The following is a 15,382-nucleotide window of genomic DNA, read 5'->3' as shown; positions in this document are numbered from 1 at the left end:
CGACCGGCCGCGCCTGCGCCAGCACCGCCGACAGCTCATCGTCGGGCATGCGCGGCGCGCACAGCAGCAGGGCGTCGCACCGCCTGCGGGCGTCGAGCGCGGCGCGGCGCTCGAGCTCGGGGCGCTCCTGCGTGTCGCCCACCAGCACCTGGAATCCGTCTTCCGCCGCTCGCAGGGTGACGCCGTGAAGGATCGCCTGGAACATCGGGTTGCCGAGGTCCGGCACCAGGAGCGCGATGGTGTTGGTGCGCCCGAGAGAGAGGTTGCGGGCGGTCTCGCTCGGCCGGTAGTCCAGCTGGGCGATCGCGGCCTCCACGCGCTCGGCGAGCGCGCGGTCCACCGTCGCACGGCCGTTCAGCACGCGCGAGACGGTGGCGCGGGAGACGCCGGCGGTCTCGGCGACGTCGCCGATCGTCGCCGTGCGTCCATCGAGCGTGCGAGTCATGTCGAGGTCCTCCGTGAGCGGGTCGGCGGGCACATGCCGAGCTCTCCCACGATCATAGGAAGGAACCGGTTTCTTCGGTGCTCGCAAGCGACACCCGACCGTGCTCCGTCGTCGCGGTGCTGCATGATGGACCAGGACTACCGACAGGGCCCCTCGATGACGACGCACCACTCGCCGGACGATCTCGCCGACCTCGCCGAGCTGATGAGCCACGAGCAGGAGTTCGCCGTGGGGCGCGGACGGGTCGATCCCCGCGTGCGGCGGGCCCGGCGCCGGCGCGCCGGCATCATCGTGTCGGTCGTGATCCTGGTGATCCTCGCGACCGTCGGGGGCTATACGGGCTGGGCCCTCACCGCCCCCCTGGGCTCGCCCGAAGGGACGTGGAGCGCTCCGCAGGCGCCTACGCCCGCCGCGGCCGCGATCGCCCTGCCCACCGAAGGCGCGTCGGCCATCAGCATCTCGGGCGCAGACGCCTACCTCGGGGCGGAGGCGAGCGGGATCTGGGTGTCCAGCGGCACGGACGAGCCGCGCTCCATCGCCAGCATCACCAAGCTCATCACGGCGCTCGTCGTGCTGGACGCCAGGCCCCTGGCCGGCGTGGACGACCCCGGCCCGACGATCACCTTCAGCGAGGCCGACCACGATCTCTACGACGAGTACTACGTGCTCGGGGCCACGATCGCCGAGATGCCCGCGGGCAGCTCGATGTCGCTGCGCGATGCGCTGGCCACGATGCTCATCCCCTCGGCGAGCAACTACGCCGAGGCGATCTCGACGTGGGCGTACGGCTCACAGGGCGCCTTCCTCCGCGCAGCGCGGGAGTGGCTCGCGGCCCACGGTCTCACCGGCACCACGATCGTCGACCCCACCGGCATCGACCCTCGCAACACCAGCACGCCGAGCGACCTGATCGCGCTCGGGAAGCTCGCCGCCGCCGATCCGGTGATCGCGAAGATCGGCGGTGCCACGTCGTTCTCGCACCCGAGGATCGGCGCGATGTCGAACACCAACAATCTGCTCGGCACCGAGGGGATCACCGGGCTCAAGACCGGCAACCTCGGGGCGGGCAGCTACAACCTGCTGTACACCGCGACCCTCGACGTCGGGATGCCGGAGCGGCTCAGCGTGACGGGCGTGATGCTCGGCGGAGCCACGCGGCAGTCGCTCGGCAGCGACGTCGTCGGGCTGCTGACCAGCATCCGCGAGGGCTTCCATCCGGTGCCGCTCGCGGCCCGCGGCGACTTGCTCGGCTCGTTCTCGACGCCGTGGGGCGAGAGCGCTGAGGTTGCCGTGGCCGAGCACGCGTCGATCTTCACGTGGTCCGACACCCCGATCACGGTCACGGTGGATACGACGACACCCGAGACCTATGCCGACGGCGAGGTGATCGGCACCATCACGTGGACCGCAGGACCGAACACCACCACCGCCGACGTGCACATCGTGGGCGACATCGCGCCGCCCACCGAGTGGTGGCGGCTCACGCACCCCGCCGAACTGCTCGCCGCCTCCGAAACCGGCTCCTAGGAGGCATGAGGCTCCTGACGCCGCCGCGCGCGGCGCACGCCCGCACCTCACGCGCTGCGGCGCTCGCGCGGGTCGTCCTCGACGGGGAGGTGGATCGGCGTCGTGCCGGCGACGGCGTCGCTGAACTCCTCGGGCGGCACGACGGAGAGCGGTCGGGTCTCGTCGATCGTCAGGCGGAAGCGCCTCTGCTCGTGCCGATGCAGGCGGCCCGACACCACGAGCCAGGTCGCACCCACCGCGAAGGCGACGAGCGCTGCGACGGCACTGAGGAGGATCGCCGCGCGCGGTCCGAACTCGTCGGCGACCCAGCCGACGATCGGTGCGCCGATGGGCGTCCCGCCCATGAGGATCGCCATGTAGAGGGCCAGCACGCGTCCACGCAGGGCCGGGTCGGTCGTGGTCTGCACGTACCCGTTGGCGGTGGTCAGCATCGTCACGACGGCGAAGCCGGTGAACATGAGCGTCACCGCATATGCCCAGTACGACGGCATCGCGGCCGACACCCCCGCGGCGGCCGCGAAGAGCAGCGTGCCGCCGATGACGACGCGGATGCGGGCACGATCGCGCCGCGCCGCGAGCAGCGCGCCGGCCAGCGACCCGATCGCGAGGATCGAGCTGAGCAGCCCGTACCCGTCGGCCTCCTGGCCGAACTCGAGCGCCATCGTCGACGCGAAGATCGGAAAGTTCATGCCGAACGCGCCCACGATGAACACCATCGCGAACGTCACCATGAGGTCGGGACGCCGCGCGACGTAGCGGAACCCGTCGGCGAGGCGCGAGGCGCCAGGTGCCTTCACGCGGGGCACGAGCTGGTCGGTGCGGATGAGCAGCAGCGCGACGATCATCGCCAGGAAAGTCACGCCGTTGACCAGGAACACCCAGCCCGTGCCCACGGCGACGATCACGATGCCGGCGATCGCGGGTCCGATCATGCGCGCGCCGTTGAACGAGGCCGCGTTGAGCGCGACCGCGTTCGAGGCGGCCTCGCGCGAGACCAGGTCCGAGACGAACGCCTGCCGCGCCGGGTTGTCGAACGCGGCGATGACGCCCAGCGCCAGCGCGAACGCGTACATGATCGGCAGCGTCATCGAGCCGAGGAGCAGCAGGATGCCGATCGCGACGCCGAGGAGCAGCAGCACGCCCTGGGTCACGACGAGCAGCCGCCGCCGGTCGAACCGGTCGGCGACCCAGCCCGTGACGCCCACGAGGAGCAGCGGCGGGGCGAACTGCAGCGCCATGGTGATGCCCATCGCGGCGGCGTCGTTGTCGGTGAGCTCGGTGAGCACGACCCAGCTGAGGGCGGTGGCCTGCATCCAGGCGCCGGTGTTCGACACGAGCGCCCCGATGAACCAGACCCGGTAGTTGAAGACCGAGAAGGACCTGAACATCGAGCTCATCGCGCGGCCATCCTCGCCATGATCTCGGCGGCCTCGGCGATGGTCTCGCGCTCTTGCGGTGTGAGCTCGGCGAGCGCCGCCTCGACCCAGGCGTCGCGACGCCGGGCCGTCTCGGCGACGACCGCGCGGCCGTCGTCGGTCAGCGCGATCACGACTTTGCGGCCGTCGTTCTCATCGGCCGAGCGGGTGATGTAGCCGGACTCCTGCAGGCAGTTGACGGTGCGGTTCATCGACGGCGCCGATACGCGCTCGCGGTCGGCGAGCTCGCCGAGGGTGTGCGTCCCGTGGGTCCAGAGGGCCGCGAGCACGGCGAACTGGCCGTCGCTCATCGAGTCGACCGCGCGCTGTGTGCGCATGCGCCGTGCGAGGCGGAATGTCGCGATCCGCAACGTCGAGGCGGCCTCCGAGTGGTCGGGGGAGTCGGTTGCGGTGTCGTCCGTGATGTTGTCTGAGGTGCTCATGCGGTTACTTAGCGTAGCTCATTAGCGTCGCTAAAGATAGCGCGGATGCCTCGTCCGCCGATCGCACAGCAGTCCCGGCATCCGTCGACATAGACTGCTCCGCATGCCCGAGTTCACGGATGCACACGGCGTCGCGATCGTCTACGACGTCCACCCGGCGCAGACCGAGGCTCGTGCGGTGGTGCAGCTGCTGCACGGCGTCGGCGAGCACGCCGGCCGCCACGCCACGCTGATCGAGGCGCTCGCCGCGGACGGCTACACCGTCTATGCCGCGGACCACCGTGGTCACGGCCGTACCGGAATGGGCCACCACGGTGGCGACGCGTCGAGGCTCGGCCGACTGGGTCCCGGCGGCCTGCCCGCTGCGATCGCCGCGGTGTGGGAGCTGACGCAGCGCACTCGCGCCGAGCACCCAGGTCTGCCGCTCGTGCTGCTCGGGCACTCATGGGGCTCGTTCGTCGCGCAGATGCTCATCAACGACCACCCCGAGGCGTACGACGCCCTCGTGCTCAGCGGCTCGGCGCTGCGGTGGCCCGGGTCGCTCAACGGCGGCGACCTGAACAAGCCCTGGCGCGGACCGGATGCGATGGGCACCGAGTGGCTCTCATCCGACCATGCCGTCGGTCGCGCGTTCCTCGACGACCCACTCACCACCGACGAGCCGCTGCTGAAGCTCTTCGGCATCGTGGATGCCGCGCGGCTGTACGGCCTGCCGCGCAGAGGCCTCGGCCGCGACATCCCTACTCTTCTCATGGTCGGGCGAGATGACACCGTGGGGGGCCCGCGCAGCGTGCATCGGCTCGCCGACGCCTACCGCACGCGCTCGGGGTTCACCGATGTGACCACACTCGTCTATCCCGGAGCGCGCCACGAGATCTTCAACGAGGTCATGCAGGACGACGTACGGGCGGACCTGCTCGCGTGGCTCGACCGGCGCTTCCCCGCGCGCGACTGATAGCACGTCACCCCGGCGGATGCCGGACTCCGGCATCCGCCCGATCCGGGCTCTGGAACGTGCGAATCTGATCGATCGCCGCGTAGAGACGGCGGTAGTCGCCCGTGGGGGCGCGGCGCCCCCACGGTCGGATGTCAGAACGGGCGCGGGTCCGGCGTGTTCGGCACCGGGAACTCGTAGTTGGATGGGATGTCCGCGTAGCGGCCGAGGCCGTCGTCGCCGTACGTGCGGTCGACGGTGACGTCGACGCCGTCGATGTTGATCCGCACGGTCGGGGCCAGGGTGCCTCCACGGCGGAAGTCCTCCGAAGTGCCGATCGTGTCGATGAACGACTGCACCAAGCCGTCCGGCATGACGTAGTGCGAATACGACTGGAACTGGCCGGGATGCTGGTTCGGATCGGGGGCGAACGGCGCACCGACCGGGTAGTTCAGATTGGCTGGGTTCCCGAGCGCCAGTCCAGAGCCGCGGTTGACCGGCTGAAAGTCGCTGCGCACGCCGTTGCCGACGAACCCGTACACGCCTTCGGGGCCGTCGATCCCGGGCGCGAACGTCGAGCGGTGACTGATGGTGAAGAGGTAGTACTTGCCGTCGTCGATGTAGATCTGCGGCCTCTCAGTCTGGTCGGTCGTGCAGTTGGCGGACAGGATGGGCGGCAGGAAATGCCATCGGGTGAGTGCCTTGTTCTCGGCCACCGCCAGCCCCACGTTGCCCATTCGCAGGTTGGCGTCGGCGGGAACCTCCGGCGGGCCGCCTGGCACGCCCTCGCCGACGGGCACCTCCCCGAGCGGGTCGTCCCCGGTGAGATCGGCTTGCGAGTAGCCGAGGTCTTCGGCGGTGCACTCGACTTCGTCGCGCTGTCCGCCGGTGTTGCCTTCGAACACCATGAAGGTCTTACCCGGGTGGGCAGGATCTTCGAACGTGAAGGGGTCTCGGAAGTTGACGAAGGGATTCTGCTCCTTGGTCTGGTAGTACGTGCCGTCGGGCACGAGCAGTTGATGCTGGTCGCGGAAGCCGGTCATCCACACGCCGTTCTCATCGGCGAAGAGGCGACCCTCGCTCTGCACGATCCGGGGATCAGCAGGCTTGACGTCCTGGCCTTCGGCGTCGCGGTAGAAAGCGACGGCGGTGTAGAAGATGCGCAGCTTGTTGCCGTCGAAGATGCGTGTCGAACCGGACCATTCCGTCTGATGGCTGAAGGAGCGATCCTCGAAGATGGCGCCGGAGGCGCCGTCCGGGAAGACGTGGCCGCCGTACGTCCAGCCGCCGTTGTCCGGTCGTTCCTCGTCAGGGATGTCGGCCCTCCGGAAGAAGTACCCCAGTCGCGCATACTGGTGCCGCTCATCGAAGCCCAGGTTGCGGTCGGCCACGAGCGAGAAGACGACTTCCCAGCCCTTGAAGCTCGGCTGGTCCGAGTTCTCGTCCGTCAAGGTCCAGGTGTCCCACACCCACACCTGGCCGTTCGACATGTCGGGGAAGTCCTGGGGGATGCTCGGCATCGTGAATTCCTCCGGCATCGAGTTCGTGCGCGGGGCAGCATCCGGATCGGACATCGCCTGCAGCTGACGAGCGTCGGCTCGGGTCCACCGCGCGGTGAAGTCTCCCTCGGGGTCGAATGCCTCCTGCGTGTGCGGTGTGGGTGCAGGGAATCCCGGCACCGGCTGGATCGGCGTCGGTGCCTGCGCAGCGGAACCGGAGGCACCCGTCAGAACGAGTGCGATCGTGGCGGCCACGGCAGCCAGGCCGAGTCGCCTTCTGTATGTGTTCACGTTTCTCTGCCTTCGATAGTCGGAACGAGAAGGCTCGGAACGCGGCGTGTGAAACCCCTTGCGGCGCACATTACTCCGGGTCGGCGCGCAGTCAAGGGGAAGCGGTCCGCCGCGTGGGCCGCCCCGTCCGCTTGCACACTGGCCTGCCCCGCGCAACCCCCTCAATGCAGTGCCGATGGTGACCTACTCTTCGGACGGCTCCTGACGTGGCGACGAACCCCTCTTCAACACCGCAGCCGCCCGCATTTCGCGCGGGCATCGAATCAAGGAGTTGGTGATGCAGAAGACATCACGCAAGACGGCCGTGCGCCGGGCGATAGCCATCGCCCTTGCCGCCACGATCCCATTGACCGGGATCCTCGCCGCGGCACCCGCCGGGGCCGCTGGACGCGTCATCACGCTGAGGGATGTGAACGTGCGCGCGCTCACGGTGCCTCTCCTCGCCGGGGGCCTCATCGTCACGAATGCCTCCTTCAGAGGCAACGACGTGCAGATGGGTGCCTATGCCGGTCTCGATATCGGCCAGGAGCGGCTGAGACATGGACTTGCTCTCAGCACGGGCAGCCTCATCGACGCCGACCCGAATTCCGATGCGGATGTCGACTTCACCTCGTCTGCGCTGCTCGGGCCGAACGACAAGCTGACGACCACCGGAGACTTCGGGGGGGAGGGCGACGAGGCGCTCACAGAGGTGGCCGGCACGTCGACGTACGACACCGCGACCCTGACCCTCACCGTTCTCCCGCTCACGCGAAAGATCGAAATCTCCTACCTCGTCGGGAGCGAAGAGTACGCCGGATGGAGTGAGCGCGGTTATCACGACGCCGTAGCTGTCTGGGTGAACGGTGAGCTGTGCTCGACTCTGCCCAGTGGCGAACCAACGGGTGTCGGAACGATCGGTCCCGGCGTCAATGCGGACCTCTACAACAACAACATGGACGGCCAGAATCCCGGCACGCAGTTCGACACCGAGTTCAATGGGTTCACCGACCAGCTGACCTGCTCCGCGGAGGTGACGCGATTCAAGCGATCCACGGTCACATTCGCCGTCGGCGACACCCAGGACGGCCACCTTGACACGACGCTGCTCATCTCAACGCGATTGTCGCGGGGCACGCTGCGTTGAGGGATGCTGCGGAGCCGGGGAGCAACGGTGGGGCGGATCCGCTTCGCACGGTCCACCCCGCCGAACGGCCGCGGCGACGGCGCCACGGGCGTCGCGACGTGGGTCGCTTCGCGCTGGTCGTTCTGGCAGCGGCGATGAGCCTGACGGGCTGCATTCCCGAGCTCGACCCACCGTCGATCCCCTCACCGACATCCGGAAGCGGGGACGACCCTCACCGGCCGTCGCTCCACCTCACACCGCCCGATCACTGGATGAACGATCCGCAGCGCCCCTTCTTCGCAGACGGCCGCTGGAACCTCTACTACCTGTACAACGCCGACTACCCCGAGGGGGAAGGCACTGAGTGGTTCCACGCGACCTCCGAGGACCTCATCCACTGGACGAACCGAGGCGTGGCGATCCACAAGTATGAGAACGGCCTCGGGGACGTTCAATCCGGCAGTGTAGTGGTGGACGTCGAGAACACGGCTGGGTTCGGCCGCGGCACCGTCGTCGCGCTCGCGACGCAGCAGGACGCCGGAGTCCAACGTCAAAGCCTCTTCTGGTCCGCTGACGGAGGAATGACGTTCACTGGCTACCGTGGCAACCCGGTCATGGACAATCCCGGCGCAGAGAACTGGCGAGATCCGAAAGTCGTCTGGGACGCGGCCCGATCGCAGTGGGTCATGGCCCTCGCGGAAGGCAGCAAGATCGGCTTCTACAGTTCGCCCGATCTGATCCGATGGACCTATCGATCGGGATTCGTCAGCGACGAACTGGCGCTCCTCGAGTGCCCGGACCTGTTCCAGATGTCCGTCGATGCCGACCCTGGTGAGACTACGTGGGTGCTCGGAACGAGCGCGAACGGCTCGTCGTCAGGCAGGACGACCGGTTACGTGTACTGGACCGGAGACTGGGACGGTGTCACGTTCGAGCCCGACGAGCCCGATCCGCAGTGGCTGGACGAAGGGCCGGACTTCTACGCCGGCGTCACGTGGACCGACCCGCGAGCGGCCGCGCCGACTCAACTGGCTCAGCGTTATGCACTCGGGTGGGTGAACAACTGGGCGTACGCCGACGACCTGCCGACCCGGACCTGGCATGGCGGCGCGCAGTCGCTGGTCCGCATCATCCGTCTCGAATCGCGCGACGGCGGTCCCCCGCAGTTGCGGTCCTGGCCGGTCAGTGGGCTGGATGCCGACTCCGTCATCGTCGACGAGCGGGACGACCTCGCCCTTCCCCGCGGCGGATCGGCGCAGATCGCGACGCCCTCGGCTGTGGCGCGACGCATCCAAGTCACCTTGGACCAGGCTCAGGCCGCCGGTGGCGCCCTGGACATCCGCATCGGGGGCGACGGGTCGGCGGTCGACGTGCATGTGGACGTCGATGCCGCAGCGGTGTCGGTGGTCCGCGCCGGCGACCTCGCCGCGCCCGCGCTTCCTGCCTCCTATCGTGACACCGCGACAGCCCCGTTCTCGTGGACGGACGGGGCTGTGACGTTCGATATCATCGTCGACGGCCTCACGCTGGAAGTGTTCACCGATGCCGGAGACCCGCCGCTCACCTCTCTCGTGTTCCCAGATGGCAACGACGTCTCGGTTGTCAACCGTGGCCCGGACCTCGTCGTGGAGGGCATCGACGTGCACGACCTTTACTGAGATCAGGCGCGCACGCATCGCTGGAGCGGTCTGAGGGTTCGAGTCGCCTGCAGGTTGATCACCAAGCAGGATCGCCGCATTCTGTTGACGCGAACCGGCGCATGCGCGATCCTTTCCACAGCGACCACCGTGGGAGCGCTCCCAAGATCTCGCGGTGGTCGCTCTCGGGCAAGGGTGTTTGGAGGTCGACGTCGGGAAGTCTGACGTTCTTCTTCTCGTGCGAGCACACGGTGCGCAAGGCGACGCGCGCACGTTCACCCAGGACGGCGCGGCCATCGCCACGACCGCAGCGGCCCGCCCGGGCAACGGGCCCAGCGCCCTGCTCACGTGAAGGGCGAGCCCGACCAGCCCTGGATCCTCTGGCTCGACGGACGCGCCTGCACGTCTGACTGAGCGAACAGCGAAGGGGCGGATGCCGTGGCTGCGGCATCCGCCCCCTCACGCATGCGCGCAATAGGCTGAGAGGATGCACGGCGAATACAAGGTTCCGGGCGGAAAGCTCGTCGTCGTCGACCTCGAGGAGCGCGACGGGCGCATTGCGGACTTCCACCTCGCGGGGGACTTCTTCCTCGAGCCCGACGACGCGCTCGGCGACATCGACGCAGCCGTGAACGGGCTGCCGGTCGAGGCCGACGTGGCCACGATCGCGGCGGCCGTGCGCTCGGCCCTCCCGGCGGGCGCGCAGATGCTCGGGTTCACGCCCGAGGCGGTCGGCACCGCGGTGCGACGCGCCCTCGTCACGGCACCGGGATGGCGCGACTTCGACTGGGAGATCGTGCACGAGAAGCCGGTCTCGCCGCGCATGAACCTCGCGCTCGACGAAGTGCTCACCGGCCGCGTCGGCGACGGCCGGAGGCGCCCGACCCTGCGCCTGTGGGAGTGGAACGAGAACGCCGTCGTGATCGGCTCGTTCCAGTCGCTGCGCAACGAGGTCGACCCCGACGGCGCGGCCCGGCACGGGTTCGACGTCGTCCGCCGCATCTCGGGCGGCGGCGCCATGCTCATGGCGGCGAACTCGATCGTGACGTACTCGCTGTATGTTCCGGCATCCCTCGTCGCGGGTCTCACGTTCGCCGACTCGTACGCGTTCCTCGACGACTGGGTGCTGCAGGCGCTGCGCACGCTCGGCATCGAGGCGACCTACCAGCCGCTCAACGACATCGCCTCGCCGCAGGGCAAGATCGGCGGTGCCGCGCAGAAGCGGCTCGCCAACGGCGGCGTGCTGCACCACGCGACGCTCAGCTACGACATGGACGGTCAGATGATGACCGAGGTGCTGCGCATCGGGCGCGAGAAGCTCAGCGACAAGGGCACCACCTCGGCCGCCAAGCGCGTCGATCCGCTCCGGCGCCAGACGGGGCTTCCGCGCGAGGCGGTCATCGAGAGGCTCAAAGACACGTTCGCGAACCTCTACGGCGCCGTGCCCGGCCACCTCACCGACGACGAGTACGCCGAGGCGGAGGCGCTCGTCGCGTCGAAGTTCGCCACCGACGCATGGCTGCGGCGCGTGCCGTGACGGATGCCACGGCCCCGGCCGCGATGACGGCCGCGGCTGCTGAACCCGAGGCGCCGGCGGCTCCGCCCGAGGTCGGGTCGGTCGAGATCCACGAGGGCGACAACCTCGAGGTCGTCCGCGGGCTGCCGGACGAGTCGTTCACCCTGATCTACCTCGACCCCCCCTTCAACACCGGCCGCGTTCAGGAGCGAGCGCTCGAGACGGCGCGGTCGCGGCATCCGTCGCGCTCTTCTGAGGCCATCGTGCGGCGCGGCTTCCACGGGCGAGAGTATGTGCGGATCCGCGGCGACCTGCGCGCGTACGACGACCGGTTCGACGACTACTGGGGGTTCCTCGAGCCGCGGCTGCTGGAGGCCTGGCGGCTGCTCGCCGACGACGGCACGCTCTACCTGCACCTCGACTACCGCGAGGCGCACTACGCGAAGGTGCTGCTCGACGCCCTCGTGGGGCGCGAGAGGTTCCTCAACGAGCTGATCTGGGCGTACGACTACGGCGCGAAGACGCGCAAGCGCTGGCCCACCAAGCACGACACGATCCTGGTGTACGTCAAGAATCCGCAGTGCTACTGGTTCGACTCGGACGCCGTCGACCGCGAACCCTACATGGCGCCGGGGCTCGTGACCCCCGAGAAGGCCGAGCGCGGCAAGCTCCCCACCGACGTGTGGTGGCACACGATCGTGCCGACGACCGGCCGCGAGAAGACCGGCTACCCGACGCAGAAGCCCGAGGGGATTCTCCGTCGCGTCGTGCAGGCCTCTTCGCGGCCCGGCGATCGGGTCCTGGACTTCTTCGCCGGCAGCGGCACGACCGGCGCGGTCGCGTCGGCGCTCGGGCGGCACGCCGTGCTCGTCGACCACAATCCCGAGGCGGTCGCCGTGATGCGCGACCGGCTGCCGCACGCCCGGGTCTTCGCGCAGCCGACCGAGCCGGGGCATCCGTCTCACCCATAGGCTGGGGATCATGCGCTTCGGAACCTTCATCCCCCAGGGCTGGCGATTCGACCTCGTGGGCATCGACCCCGAACAGCACTGGGAGGTGATGAACGGTCTCGCGCAGCGCGCCGACGCCGGACCGTGGGAGTCGCTGTGGGTGTACGACCACTTCCACACGACGCCGGTGCACTCGGAGGAGGCCACGCATGAGGCGTGGACGCTCATGGCGGCCTTCGCGGCTTCGACGAGCCGCATCCGTCTCGGGCAGATGTGCACGTGCATGGGCTACCGCAACCCCGCGTACCTGGCCAAGGTCGCCGCGACCGTCGACATCGTCTCGGGCGGCCGGGTCGAGATGGGCATCGGCGGCGGATGGTACGAGCACGAGTGGCGGGCATACGGCTACGGCTTCCCGACGATCCCCGAGCGCCTGCGGATGCTGCGCGAAGGCGTCGAGATCATGCAGCAGGCGTGGACCACCGGCCGGGCGACCCTCGACGGCGAGTTCTACCAGGTCGACGGGGCGCTCGTGCGGCCGCTGCCCCTGCAGGACGGCGGCATCCCGATGTGGGCCGCCGGCGGCGGCGAGAAGGTGACGCTCAAGATCGCGGCGCAGTACGCGGCGTATACGAACTACGCCGGATCGCTCGAAGACATCGACCGCAAGAGCGAGGTGCTGCGCCGGCACTGCGACGCGATCGGCCGCGACTTCGCCTCGATCACGCGCACCTCGAACTTCAATACGATCGTGGGCGCCACCGAGGCAGAGGCGCACGAGCGTCTCGCAGCCGTGATGGCTCGGCTGACCCCGCACCTCGGACAGGACCGGGCCGACAAGCTCGAGCAGGAGTACCGGGACTCTCCGGCGTTCGGCTCGGTCGAGCAGGTCGCCGAGCGCCTCGCCGAGCGCGAGCGGCACGGCATCGCGTACGCGATCCACTACTTCCCCGAGGCCGCGTACGACCTTTCGGGCATCGAGCTCTTCGAGCGCGAGGTCGTCAGCGCCCTGAGCTGACGACCCCGCCGCGGTGGTGGTGCGAGGGTATCGGCCGGCTGTCGAGCAAACAGGAGGAACTGGCTTCCGGCCGCGGTTGGCGGGCTCCAACACGGCGGGTCTCCTGAACTCTCTACGGCGTCTCCACAAGTGACGCCACGTGCCGGGCGTCCACAGATCACGACCGGTGGTGCGTGCATGCGAGTCACATGCCGCAGCGTGGCGGAGTGTCGAACCTGCAACCCGGCTCTGCGTTCCTTCGCCGTTCCGATCTCCGCAGCCGCGGATGGGACGACCGCGCCATCACCGCCGCAGTGCGGAGCGGGCGGCTGTTGCGACCCCGTGGAGGCAGGTACCTGCCGCCAGACGCTCCACCGGATGTGGTCACCGCCTGCAGTATGGGCGGGCGGCTGGCGTGCATCAGCGCGCTGCGGCGCCTCAACGTGTTCGTGCTGAACCTCGACTCGCTGCACGTCCACCTGCCCCCGACCTCGTCGCGCCTCCCTCGGGAGGCGCGAGCGGTCCGTCGTCACTGGGAACGGCTGCGTCGTCAGCCGCATCCTCGGGCGACGAGTATCGAAGCGTTCGACGCTCTCCTGCAGGCGGTCCGGTGCCAGCCGCCTCGTGCGGCTGTCGCGACGATCGACTCTGCGCTCAACGGCGGAGTACTGGCTCACGACGACCTCGACGAGCTGTTCCGTGCATTGCCCCTCCGGTTCGCCGTGCTGCGCGGGCTCGTCGACGGGAGGAGCGGGTCGGGTCCCGAAACTCTGGTGCGGTTGATGCTGCGATCGCTCGGCCTGCATTTCGAGGTGCAGGTGCCGATCCCCGGCGTCGGCACTGTGGACTTCGTGGTGGAAGGCTGGTTGATCATCGAGTGCGACAGTGAGGCGCACCACTCGAGCTGGGAGGCGCAACGGCGCGACCGCAGGCGCGACCAGACGGCTGCCGCTTCGGGCTACGCCACCTACCGACCGATCGCCGAAGACATCATGTGGAACCCGGATGACGTGCTCGCCGCGCTGCGCGGGTTGGCAGCCTCGCGGCGCAGGGTGTCGAGAAACCAGGAACGGCGCGGGTCGAGCGCGAGCGCAGCGCTTGTCCGACGGCGTGTTTCCTGATTCGTCGACACGGTGGGGTCAGACGAGGGCGCGGACCCCGGCGTAGCCGTCCGGCAGGACGTCGGGGGCGGATGCCTCGGCCCCGAAGATGCGCGTGGCTCCGGGGGCGTCCGACCATGGGCGCCATCCGGGGTCGCCGCCGCGGATGAGGGCGACCGCGGCGCCATGTACGGCGTCGGCAAGTCGTCGCGGGGGAGCATCGCCGGCGATCGTCCGGACGTGCGGATCGTCGAGGCAGTCGAACCAGAACGGCACGTCGAGGCAGTGCAGCGCCCAGCCGCGTGTCGGCGACGGCCACGTGAAGCGGTAGACCCACGTCGGAGCGCTGCCGCGCGCCTCGGCGATCCGCACGACCTCTGAACGGAACACGACGTCGGTGACGTATCGGCCGAGCACGGCCGCCGTGCCCTTGCGGCGCTGCGGCCCGTTGTCGGCGAGGTAGGCCCGCCGGCGTTCGCGAGGCAGGCCGAGCTTGGCGAGTCCGAGAGCCGCCGGCAGAAGGCGCAGTGCGCGCTTGGCGTCGTCCATGACCATCGTGAACTCGTCGTCGGTCGACCCGAGAACGAGGGGCTTGCCGGCACCCACCCCCGACCGCAGCGATGCGAGCGTGGGCTGCGCGAGCAGTTCGCCGTCGATCGTCGGACCCCACGGCAGCCCATCGGTGAGCAGGGCGCGGACGGGTGCGATCCGATCGGTGGAGTCCGGGGCGCCGGCCTTCTCCTGCAGGACGCGGAGCGTGTCTTCCGGCACCGACGCGAAGCCGTCCCGCGTCGGCGCCACGCCGGCGAGGTGCGCGAGGTGGGCAGAGGCCGTGCGGGCACGCTCGAGCGAGACGTCGGCGACGGCGCCCGAGAGCGCGTACACCGCGTGGAACAGGGGCTGTGCCTCGGGCATCCCGAGCAGCGTCAGCACCGCCCCGCCGCCGGCGGACTGACCCGCGATCGTGACCCGCGAGGGGTCGCCGCCGAAGGACGCGATGTTGTGCTGCACCCACTGCAGCGCGAGCAGCCAGTCGCGCACGCCGCGGTTCGACGGGGCGCCGGGGATATGCCCGAACCCGTCGAACCCGAGCCGGTACGAGATCGACACGGTGACGACGCCGTCGCGGTTGAAGGCCCGGCCGTCGTACCAGGGGCTCGCCGGAGAGCCCGAGATGTACCCGCCGCCGTGGATCCACACGAGCACAGGCAGCGCGGCGTCCGTCTGCGCCGGGGCCGGCGTGAACACGTTGACGTTGAGTGTCGCGTCGCCCGGGATCGACGGTTCGGGGATCAGGGTGATGCCCGGTTCGCCACGCTGCGCCGTCGCGCCGTATTCGAGCACATCGCGCACGCCGTCCCACGGCTCGGGCGGGACCGGGGCGGCGAACCGCAGGTCGCCGACCGGCGCCTTCGCGAACGGGATGCCGAGGAACGCGGCTGACGCTCCGCGGCTGCCCCGCTCGCCGCGCCAGAGTCCGCGCACGCGACCGGAGGCGGTCGCGACCACGGGGCCCGGAGCGC

Annotated in this window: 13 protein-coding genes; 8 read left to right on the top strand and 5 right to left on the bottom strand. The window is 69.5% G+C overall.

Annotated features, from left to right (window positions below):
- A partial coding sequence (locus tag EIO58_RS05025) for a LacI family DNA-binding transcriptional regulator (RefSeq protein ID WP_164861531.1) occupies positions 1-445 on the bottom strand: 445 nt, incomplete at its 3' end.
- Between the two features lie 123 nt (positions 446-568).
- On the opposite strand from EIO58_RS05025, the gene EIO58_RS05020 reads away from it, so the two are divergent.
- Positions 569-1,972 carry a D-alanyl-D-alanine carboxypeptidase family protein gene (locus tag EIO58_RS05020; protein ID WP_240658576.1) on the top strand — a complete coding sequence of 468 codons (1,404 nt, stop codon included), beginning with the start codon at positions 569-571 and terminating at the stop codon, positions 1,970-1,972.
- Positions 1,973-2,019: 47 nt separating this feature from the next.
- On the opposite strand, the gene EIO58_RS05015 is transcribed toward EIO58_RS05020, so the two are convergent.
- Together EIO58_RS05015 and EIO58_RS05010 are read right to left on the bottom strand one after the other, a co-directional pair.
- Entirely contained in the window at positions 2,020-3,360 is a 1,341-nt protein-coding gene (locus EIO58_RS05015; RefSeq protein ID WP_205789142.1) for an MFS transporter, read from the bottom strand.
- 5 nt (positions 3,361-3,365) lie between these two features.
- A complete protein-coding gene (locus EIO58_RS05010; protein WP_127818574.1) occupies positions 3,366-3,830 on the bottom strand; it encodes a MarR family winged helix-turn-helix transcriptional regulator in 465 nt (154 codons plus the stop codon).
- 103 nt (positions 3,831-3,933) lie between these two features.
- Here EIO58_RS05010 and EIO58_RS05005 point away from each other — a divergent pair, with 103 nt between their 5' ends.
- Positions 3,934-4,785: an alpha/beta fold hydrolase gene (locus EIO58_RS05005; RefSeq protein WP_127818573.1), complete on the top strand. Its 852-nt coding sequence runs from the start codon at positions 3,934-3,936 to the stop codon at positions 4,783-4,785.
- 134 nt (positions 4,786-4,919) lie between these two features.
- Here the strand turns inward: EIO58_RS05005 and EIO58_RS05000 are convergent, their stop codons facing one another.
- Positions 4,920-6,554 carry a glycoside hydrolase family 68 protein gene (locus tag EIO58_RS05000; protein ID WP_205789140.1) on the bottom strand — a complete coding sequence of 545 codons (1,635 nt, stop codon included), beginning with the start codon at positions 6,552-6,554 and terminating at the stop codon, positions 4,920-4,922.
- A gap of 277 nt (positions 6,555-6,831) precedes the next feature.
- Between EIO58_RS05000 and EIO58_RS04995 the strand changes: the two genes are divergently transcribed.
- From EIO58_RS04995 to EIO58_RS04970, 6 genes are all read left to right on the top strand, one after another.
- A complete protein-coding gene (locus EIO58_RS04995) occupies positions 6,832-7,680 on the top strand; it encodes a choice-of-anchor L domain-containing protein (protein WP_127818572.1) in 849 nt (282 codons plus the stop codon).
- 134 nt (positions 7,681-7,814) lie between these two features.
- The gene (locus EIO58_RS04990) at positions 7,815-9,317 is read left to right on the top strand and encodes a glycoside hydrolase family 32 protein (RefSeq protein ID WP_127818571.1); all 1,503 of its coding nucleotides are present in this window, start codon (positions 7,815-7,817) and stop codon (positions 9,315-9,317) included.
- 466 nt (positions 9,318-9,783) lie between these two features.
- Positions 9,784-10,833 carry a lipoate--protein ligase family protein gene (locus EIO58_RS04985; protein ID WP_127818570.1) on the top strand — a complete coding sequence of 350 codons (1,050 nt, stop codon included), beginning with the start codon at positions 9,784-9,786 and terminating at the stop codon, positions 10,831-10,833.
- Positions 10,834-10,856: 23 nt separating this feature from the next.
- Positions 10,857-11,783 carry a DNA-methyltransferase gene (locus EIO58_RS04980; protein ID WP_127818576.1) on the top strand — a complete coding sequence of 309 codons (927 nt, stop codon included), beginning with the start codon at positions 10,857-10,859 and terminating at the stop codon, positions 11,781-11,783.
- Positions 11,784-11,793: 10 nt separating this feature from the next.
- On the top strand, positions 11,794-12,780 hold the full coding sequence (locus EIO58_RS04975; protein ID WP_127818569.1) for an LLM class F420-dependent oxidoreductase: 987 nt from the start codon (positions 11,794-11,796) through the stop codon (positions 12,778-12,780).
- Positions 12,781-13,157: 377 nt separating this feature from the next.
- Positions 13,158-13,880, top strand: a complete 723-nt coding sequence (locus EIO58_RS04970) for a DUF559 domain-containing protein (protein WP_240658575.1) — start codon at positions 13,158-13,160, stop codon at positions 13,878-13,880.
- Positions 13,881-13,898: 18 nt separating this feature from the next.
- Here the strand turns inward: EIO58_RS04970 and EIO58_RS04965 are convergent, their stop codons facing one another.
- Positions 13,899-15,368: a carboxylesterase/lipase family protein gene (locus EIO58_RS04965; RefSeq protein WP_127818567.1), complete on the bottom strand. Its 1,470-nt coding sequence runs from the start codon at positions 15,366-15,368 to the stop codon at positions 13,899-13,901.
- Positions 15,369-15,382: the final 14 nt, after the last annotated feature.

The sequence above is a fragment of the Microbacterium sp. CPCC 204701 genome (assembly GCF_004010105.1).
Lineage (GTDB): Bacteria > Actinomycetota > Actinomycetes > Actinomycetales > Microbacteriaceae > Microbacterium.
The sequence above is the reverse complement of the archived record's forward strand: the minus strand, read 5'-3'. Positions and strand labels throughout refer to the sequence as shown.

Bases quoted from the DNA above. Each gene is read 5' to 3' on its own strand.
- EIO58_RS04995 (WP_127818572.1), top strand. From the start codon at position 6,832: ATGCAGAAGACATCACGCAAGACGGCCGTGCGCCGGGCGATAGCCATC.
- EIO58_RS04990 (WP_127818571.1), top strand. From the start codon at position 7,815: ATGAGCCTGACGGGCTGCATTCCCGAGCTCGACCCACCGTCGATCCCC.
- EIO58_RS05005 (WP_127818573.1), top strand. From the start codon at position 3,934: ATGCCCGAGTTCACGGATGCACACGGCGTCGCGATCGTCTACGACGTC.
- EIO58_RS04980 (WP_127818576.1), top strand. From the start codon at position 10,857: ATGACGGCCGCGGCTGCTGAACCCGAGGCGCCGGCGGCTCCGCCCGAG.
- EIO58_RS05020 (WP_240658576.1), top strand. From the start codon at position 569: ATGATGGACCAGGACTACCGACAGGGCCCCTCGATGACGACGCACCAC.
- EIO58_RS05015 (WP_205789142.1), bottom strand. From the start codon at position 3,360: ATGTTCAGGTCCTTCTCGGTCTTCAACTACCGGGTCTGGTTCATCGGG.
- EIO58_RS04970 (WP_240658575.1), top strand. From the start codon at position 13,158: ATGGGCGGGCGGCTGGCGTGCATCAGCGCGCTGCGGCGCCTCAACGTG.
- EIO58_RS04975 (WP_127818569.1), top strand. From the start codon at position 11,794: ATGCGCTTCGGAACCTTCATCCCCCAGGGCTGGCGATTCGACCTCGTG.
- EIO58_RS05010 (WP_127818574.1), bottom strand. From the start codon at position 3,830: ATGAGCACCTCAGACAACATCACGGACGACACCGCAACCGACTCCCCC.
- EIO58_RS04985 (WP_127818570.1), top strand. From the start codon at position 9,784: ATGCACGGCGAATACAAGGTTCCGGGCGGAAAGCTCGTCGTCGTCGAC.